We start from the raw sequence: 6,855 nt of genomic DNA, 5'->3' as shown, positions 1-6,855 counted from the left end.
TCCTCACCGATATATGTTTCATCTTGAGAATTCGTGCCGCATTCCTCCCCCACCTAAAGGAAGGGGACTCCTGCGGCAATCCTGTTGAATGGAATCCTTCAGGCCGCTGCAACGGCTGTTCGTTCCTTCATCCTAAAGAAGGACTCCGGCCGCCGCGGGCGCGGTTTTGCAAGCGAACATGTCTTCGTGCGTACGGCGGGCGGTCCCTACGCGCTGCGCCGCCGCGCCCTGCGGAGCGCCGCCTCCCCCAACCGGGCCGGGACCGGAGCGCCGCTTCACCCGCGTATCTTCTGGTTAGAATAGGCGTTTTTCCCTAGTTTCAAGGCCGTCAAGAAGGCGCGCCGACACTCCAAGGCCGCCCGCCGCTCCTTATTCACCCGCCATGTCCACCGCGAACACTCCCGCCGCTCCCCAATGGAGCTCGCGCCTCGGCTTCATCCTCGCCTCCGCCGGATCGGCGATCGGCCTCGGTGCGATCTGGAAGTTTCCCTTCTGGGCGGGTGCAAACGGGGGCGCCGCATTCATCATTCCCTTCATCGTCTTCACGATGACTGTGGGGCTCGTGCTGGTCGCCGCCGAAATCGCCCTCGGGCGGCGCGGTCGGGGCTCGACCGTCTCGGCGATGCGCCGCGTGGGCGGGCGCGCCTGGGGTCTGATGGGGGCCTTCTCCGTCCTCACGTCCTTCCTGATCCTCTCCTACTACGCGGTCGTGGGCGGCTGGTGCGCCGCATACCTCGCCAACGCGGTGACGGGCGACGTCGTCTCGAACGACCCTGCGGCGTTGCGCGCGCAGTTCGCGGACCTCGTCTCGACGGACTGGAAGAACCTCTTTTGGTTTGCGGTCTTTCTGCTCCTCACCGCCGCGACGGCGGCGCTCGGCGTCGAGCGGGGCATCGAGCGGCTCGCGAAGTACCTGATGCCGACCCTCTTCGTGCTGATGGTGGTCCTCATCGTGCGCGGCCTCATGCTCCCCGGAGCCTGGGCGGGCGTCGAGTACCTCTTCGACTTCCGCTGGGAGTCGGTGACCGCCGCCTCCATCCGCGACGCGATGGGCTTCACCTTCTTCTCGCTTTCGTTGGGCGCCGGGGTCCTCGTCACCTACGGCACCTACGTGCCGAAGAGCACCTCCATTCCGAAGGCCTCCTTCTGGGTCGCCGTCCTCTCGATCGAAGCGGCGCTCCTCTCCGGACTCATGACAATGCCCGCGGCCTTCGCCTTCGGGCTCTCGCCCGACGCGGGCCCGGGGCTCGTCTTCATCACCGTGCCGATGATCTTCGAGCGGATCCCCGCGGGCGGTCTCTTCGCGGTGCTCTTCTACGTGTGCCTCCTCGTCGCGGCCCTCACCTCGTCGGTCTCGCTCCTTGAGGTCGTGGTGGCCTTCCTCAAGAACGAATGGCACTTCTCGCGGCGCGCCGCGACCGTCACGAGCGGCGCACTGCTCTTCGTCCTCGGCTCGATCTCGGCGCTCTCCTTCGGCTCCTGGAGCGGCTTCACGCTCTTCGGGCGGAGCATCTTCGACTGCCTCGACTTCATCTGCTCGAACGTGATGATGCCCGCGGGGGGCCTCGCCGTCGCGCTCCTGATGGGCTGGAAGGTCTGGGAGACCACCTGTACCGAGCTCTCTACGCCCTCAGGCCCCGGCCCCGCGGCGCTCGAGCTGGCCCGCGTGCTCCTCGCCTACCTCTCGCCCATCCTCATCCTCGCCACGGTCTATCAGGGCGTCTTCTTTTGACCGGTTTTTTCCGTCGCCCTCCGTCGTTCCGCCCTATAGTGGCCTCTTGACGCACGACTGCAGGCGCCGGCCCTCCGCCCGAAGGGCCGCTGTCCGCGGCGGGAAATACGAAAAACAAGGATCCACAAGAAATGTCTACTGAACGCATCACCTGGACGAGCCGCATCGGGTTCGTGCTCGCGAGCGCGGGCGCGGCCGTCGGTCTCGGAGCCATCTGGAAGTTCCCGTACATGGCGGGAACGAACGGCGGAAGCGTCTTCCTCTTCCCCTACATTCTCCTCACCTTCACGGTGGGCCTCGCGCTCCTCATCGCCGAAATCGCCCTCGGGCGCCTCGGGCGCGGCGGCATCGTCACGACCTACCGGCGGTTGGCCGGCCCGCTCTTTCTGCCCGCGGGCTACCTCGGCGTCCTCACGGGCTTTCTCGTCCTGTCGTTTTATTCCGCGATCGGCGGCTGGACGCTCTCCTACTTCTGCGAAGCGCTTGTGGGCCAGGGGCTCATCACGGACCAGTCGCTCCTCGGCGCCCACTTCGCCGAATTCACCGCCAATCCGGTGACGGCGTTGGGCTTCCAGTGGCTCTTCCTGCTCCTCAACGGCCTCATCGTCGCCTTCGACGTGACGAAGGGGATTGAGCGCGTCTCGAAGATCCTGATGCCGCTCCTCTTCATCCTGATGCTCGTGATCATCGTGCGCGGACTGATGCTCCCCGGAGCGATGGAGGGCGTGAAGTTCCTCTTCAAATTCGACCCCGAGGCCTTCACCTTCGCGGGGCTTCTGCAGGCGATGGGCTTCACCTTCTTCTCGCTCTGCGTCGGGTGCGGCTGCATGATGACCTACGGCTCCTACCTCGACCAGAAGACGAACCTCGTGCGCTCATGCGTCTGGATCGCCTTCCTCGCCGTCGTCACGTCGCTCATGGGCGGCCTGATGGTGATGCCCTCGGTCTTCGCCTTCGGGCTTGATCCGACCGCGGGCCCGGGCCTCACCTTCATCACGATGCCCGCCGTCTTCGCGCAGATGCCCGCCGGACAGCTCTTCGCGGTGATGTTCTACCTCTGCCTCATCGTCGCGGCGATCACCTCCTCGGTCTCGATGATCGAGATCATCGTCGCCTACCTCGTGGATGAAAAGGGCATGAGCCGCCCCAAGGCCTCGGTCCTCTCGACGATCGCGCTCGCGGTGGTCGGCGCCCTCCCGTGCCTCTCCTTCGGCGTCCTCTCGGACGTGAAGTTCTTCGGCTCGAAGACCTTCTTCGACGTCTTCGACTTCTTCACGAGCAACCTGTCGCTGCCGATCGGCGGCCTCGTGATCCTCTTCCTCGCGGGCAACCACTGCTGGAAGCGCGTGAGCACGGACATCACGGGGGGCATGCCGGTGAGCGAGGCGTGGATGCGGGCGCTGCGCTTCACGATGTGCGTGCTCTCGCCCATCCTCGTGATCGCGGTGCTGATCTCGGGCCTTCTTTGATTCCCCGCACCCTCCCTCCCCGGGCCGCCCGCCTCACCGCGCAGCGGCCCGATGCGTCTCCGGGGCTCCCCGCGCCGGGCCGCGCTTCACCTCCGGCCGCCCGAATACAATCTGCGGCTTCTCCCCGAAAAATTCGGTAGTTCATACATGCCTCAGGCTCAACAACGCTCCGCCTGGTCCTCGCGGCTCGGCTTCATCCTCGCCTCGGCGGGCTCCGCCGTCGGGCTCGGCGCCATCTGGAAGTTCCCCTACATGGCCGGCACGAACGGCGGGTCGATCTTCATGCTCCCGACCATCGCCTTCTCGCTCACGATCGGGCTCGCGCTCCTCACGGCCGAGATGTGCATGGGGCGCGCCGCCCGCGGCGGCGCAGGAACGGCGTACCTGAAGCTCGGCGGCCCCCTCTGGCGGCCGGTGGGCCTCATCTCGGTCATCACGGGCGCGCTCGTCCTCGGCTTCTACTCGGTCGTGGGCGGTTGGTGCGCCCACTACCTGATCGAGGCGCTCATGGGGCGCGCGACCGTCACCGACCCCTCGACGATGCGCGCGGCGTTTGAAGCCTTCAGCTCCGACCCGGTTCAGTCCGTGGGCGCGCACGTGATCTTCTTCACGGCGACGGCCGCCGTGGTGCTCTGCGGCGTCGAGAAGGGCATCGAGCGCGTGGGCAAGGTCCTGATGCCGCTCCTCTTCATCCTGATGCTCGTCCTCATCGTGCGCGGACTCATGCTCCCCGGGGCGATGGAGGGCGTGAAGTTCCTCTTCCGCCCGGACCCGGAGGCCTTCACGGGCGAAGCGCTTCTGAACGCCATGGGGTTCGCGTTCTTCTCGCTCTCCGTGGGGTCGGGCTCGATGATGAACTACGGGAGCTACCTCTCGGAGCGCGTGAGCGTGGGGCCCTCGACGGCGTGGATCGTGCTCCTCGCCGTCCTCGCCTCGATTCTGGGCGGATTGATGATCATGCCGGCCGTCTTCGCCTTCGGACTTGCGCCCGACGCGGGTCCCGGGCTCACCTTCGCGACGATGCCCGCCGTCTTCGGCCGCATGCCCTTCGGCGACCTCTTCGCCGTCGCCTTCTACGCCTGTCTCTTCGTCGCGGCGCTCACCTCGTCCATTTCGATCCTCGAGATGAGCGCGCAGCACTTCGTGGACCGCTGGGGCTTCTCGCGGCGCGCGGCGGTGCTGATGGTCTCCTCGGTCCTCGGCGTGGTCGGCATCTTCTGCGCGCTCTCCTTTGGACCGCTCGCCGACGTGAAGTTCTTCGGCCGCACGCTCTTCGAGCTGCTCGACTACGCGACCTCCAACATCGGCATGCCGATCGGCTGCCTGGGGCTCTCGGCGGTGTCGTGCTTCGTCGCCTGGCGCACGACGAAGACGCAGCTCTCGGCGAACGCCTCCTGGAGCCCCGCCATGCTCACGGCCTTCCGGTTCTTCGCGGGCGTCCTCGCCCCGATCGTGATCCTCATCGTCGCGGCGAAGGGCATCGGCCTCATTTAACGGCCGGTTGCTAAACTTCCCGGCTTAACGACCCATTCATCCCTCCACTCCCCGTGCGTCCTCCGGCTCCGGAAGCGGCGCACCCGGAGCGGCGCTTCAATACTCAACCTCTCTCTCACAGCACACCATGTCGCAGACCGCGTCCACCGGAGGCTGGGGCTCCCGCCTCGGCTTCATTCTCGCCTCCGCCGGCTCAGCCGTCGGCCTCGGCGCCATCTGGAAGTTCCCCTACATGGCCGGCACGAACGGCGGCGCCGTCTTCATGCTGCCCTTCATCTTCTTCACGCTCACCGTGGGCGTGGCGCTCCTCATTGCTGAATTCGCGATGGGCCGCGCCGGGCGCCAGGGCGCCGTGGGTAGCCTCAACCGCGTCGCCGGCCGCCCCTGGGGCGTCTTCGGCGGGATCGGCGTCTTCACGGTCTTCCTGATCCTCTCCTTCTATTCGGTCGTGGGCGGCTGGTGCCTCAAGTACCTCTGGGACGCCGTGCTGGGCAACGGCCTCATCACCGACACCAAGGAGCTGGGCACCTACTTCGGCGGCTTCGTCTCGAACGCCGTGGACTCCTACGGCTACCTGCTCCTCTTCCTCGCCCTCACGGCCTACGTCGTCGTGAACGGCATCGAGAAGGGGATCGAGCGCGTCTCGAAGATCCTGATGCCCGCGCTCTTCATCCTGATGCTCGTCCTCATCGTGCGCGGCGTGACGCTCCCGGGCGGCTGGAAGGGGGTTGAGTTTCTCTTCACGCCCCGTTGGGAGGACTTCACGGGAAGCGCGCTCTTCAACGCGATGGGCTTCTGCTTCTTCTCGCTCTCCCTGGGCGCGGGCACGATGATCACGTACGGCTCCTACCTCAACCCGAAGACGGACCTGCCCTCGTCGGTCGGCTGGGTCGCCTTCCTCGCGATCCTCGCGGCGATTCTGGGCGGCCTCATGGTGATGCCGGCCGTCTTCGCCTTCAACCTCGACCCGGCCGCGGGCCCGGGGCTCACCTTCGTGACGATGCCCGCCGTCTTCGCGCAGATGCCCTTCGGCCATGGGTTCGCCGTCGCCTTCTACGCCTGCCTCGTGGTGGCCGCGCTCTCCTCCTCCGTCTCGATGCTCGAAGCCTGCGCCGCGCTCCTCACGCAGGAGGCGGGGCTCACCCGCAAGAACGCGATCCTCGCGACGCTCGTCGGGTGCGCCGTCGTCGGCTGGGCCGCGAACATGAGCTTCGGCTCCTGGTCCGAAGTGAAGTTCTTCGGCAAGAACGTCTTCGACATCCTTGACTACGTCACCTCGAACGTCGGCATGCCGCTCTCGTCCTTCGGCATCGCGATCGCCGCGGCCTGGATCGCCTGGCCCACGACGGCGCGCGAGCTGCAGAGCGTGCGCACCTATCCGGCCCCGACGCTCGCCTTCGTGCGCATCCTGATCGGCTTCTTCGCGCCGCTCTTCGTCGCCGTGGTGGCGCTCGGCTCCCTCTGATTCCCGGAACACCTCCCGCGAGCGGCGCTTGCGGGAGAGCCTCCCGTCCTCTTCAGTTGAGGTGACTCGCATGACCCAACAGACCCCCGCCTCGAACGACTCCCTTCTGCGCGCCGAGACCCTCGGCGGCGGCCACGGCTGCCTCGACCGGACGGTCGCGGCGGAGTGGCGCGCGCACCGCGGACTCTGGCTCGGCGCGATCGTCTTCGCCTTCGTCCTCTCCTTCGTGCTCGCCTGGGTGCAGGGCGCGCACCCCTACTGGGCGGGCGCCCTGTACAACCTCGCCTGCGCGCTGTTGCTCGTCGCCTTCGCCGCGGGCTTTGCCCTCCTTCTCGTCTGGCGCCACATCCGCGGGCTCTCGACGCGCCTTCACTTTGAAGAGCGCCGCCGGTTCCTCGAGGAGGCGGGCCTCGGCATGCTCAAGTACCTCGGGGGCGTCGTCGCCGCGGTGATCATCGCCGAAGCCGTGATCTACCTTCTCCCGCGCCTGGTGCTCGGCTGATGGCGAAGCGCCCTCAACCCGCACCCGCCCTGAGGCGCGCCGAAGGGCTCCCCGTCACGGGGCTTGACCCTTCGGGAGCGGGCGTCGCCGTGACGCTCGAGGGCCTCGAGGTCCTCATTGCCGGAGCGCTTCCCGGCGCGCGCGTCTCCTTCGACTACCAGCCGCCCCGCCCGGGCGGCCGGCGCGGGCTCGC

General features: G+C 67.2%; 5 protein-coding genes and 1 pseudogene. All 6 read left to right on the top strand.

The features are described 5' to 3' along the window. Positions 1-382: 382 nt before the first annotated feature. Entirely contained in the window at positions 383-1,732 is a 1,350-nt protein-coding gene (locus tag ACT6Y9_RS07445; RefSeq protein WP_443744061.1) for a sodium-dependent transporter, read from the top strand. A 131-nt stretch (positions 1,733-1,863) separates the two neighbouring features. Continuing rightward, positions 1,864-3,201, top strand: coding sequence for a sodium-dependent transporter (locus ACT6Y9_RS07440; RefSeq protein ID WP_443744060.1), 1,338 nt, complete (start codon positions 1,864-1,866; stop codon positions 3,199-3,201). Positions 3,202-3,348: 147 nt separating this feature from the next. After that, on the top strand, positions 3,349-4,695 hold the full coding sequence (locus tag ACT6Y9_RS07435; RefSeq protein ID WP_443744059.1) for a sodium-dependent transporter: 1,347 nt from the start codon (positions 3,349-3,351) through the stop codon (positions 4,693-4,695). Between the two features lie 127 nt (positions 4,696-4,822). Further along, the gene (locus ACT6Y9_RS07430; RefSeq protein ID WP_443744058.1) at positions 4,823-6,160 is read left to right on the top strand and encodes a sodium-dependent transporter; all 1,338 of its coding nucleotides are present in this window, start codon (positions 4,823-4,825) and stop codon (positions 6,158-6,160) included. 70 nt (positions 6,161-6,230) lie between these two features. Beyond that, a complete protein-coding gene (locus ACT6Y9_RS07425) occupies positions 6,231-6,662 on the top strand; it encodes a hypothetical protein (RefSeq protein WP_295480625.1) in 432 nt (143 codons plus the stop codon). Beyond that, positions 6,662-6,855, top strand: a pseudogene (locus ACT6Y9_RS07420) (23S rRNA (uracil(1939)-C(5))-methyltransferase RlmD); the annotation flags it as partial. The gene ACT6Y9_RS07425 and the pseudogene ACT6Y9_RS07420, both read left to right, overlap by 1 nt.

The sequence above is a fragment of the Sutterella sp. genome (assembly GCF_052272535.1).
Classification (GTDB): Bacteria; Pseudomonadota; Gammaproteobacteria; order Burkholderiales; family Burkholderiaceae_F; genus Sutterella.
This window is presented reverse-complemented; position numbering and strand designations above follow the sequence as displayed.